Source organism: Myxococcus llanfairpwllgwyngyllgogerychwyrndrobwllllantysiliogogogochensis (assembly GCF_006636215.1).
In the GTDB taxonomy this organism is placed as follows: Bacteria; Myxococcota; Myxococcia; order Myxococcales; family Myxococcaceae; genus Myxococcus; species Myxococcus llanfairpwllgwyngyllgogerychwyrndrobwllllantysiliogogogochensis.
Window position 1 is genome coordinate 1 of record NZ_VIFM01000813.1, and the last position, 431, is coordinate 431.

The 431-nt window shown below is 58.9% G+C and carries 1 protein-coding gene; it reads right to left on the reverse strand.

Going from position 1 to position 431, the window contains the following annotated elements; all coding sequences use genetic code 11:
• The coding region (locus FJV41_RS50660; protein WP_181791605.1) for a toxic anion resistance protein at positions 1-431 on the reverse strand (431 nt) is incomplete at both ends.

Genomic DNA, 431 nt, shown 5'->3' on the forward strand with positions numbered 1-431 from the left:
GTTCGACGTTACGCCGCAAGAACGTGTTGGTCGCGTCGTCGATAGCCTCTGCCAGCTGGACCCCATTTCTCTGTTCGTTGAGGGTCAGCTGCAGCGTGAATTGGCGTTTCCACGAGGGGATCGAAATCTCCTGGATCGTGTGAAATTTATCCACGAGGCTCTGATTGTTGGCCTGCATCATGCGGATCATGGGCAATGTCTGCAGAGCCGACTGCTGCAGCGCGACCAAGTCGCCAATGCGCTTGTCAAGATTCGCGGCCATGGTCTCCAGGTCGGAAAGCCGTTGGAGCTGCATGGGATCGGTGCCGATCGCTGACCGCATCCCTTCGGCGCGCTGAAGCATTGCCTGCAGGCCGATTCGCGCCGCAGCGATGTGAATGCCCAGCAGACGATGCTCATCACTCACCGCGTCGAAAGCCACGTCGAAGTCC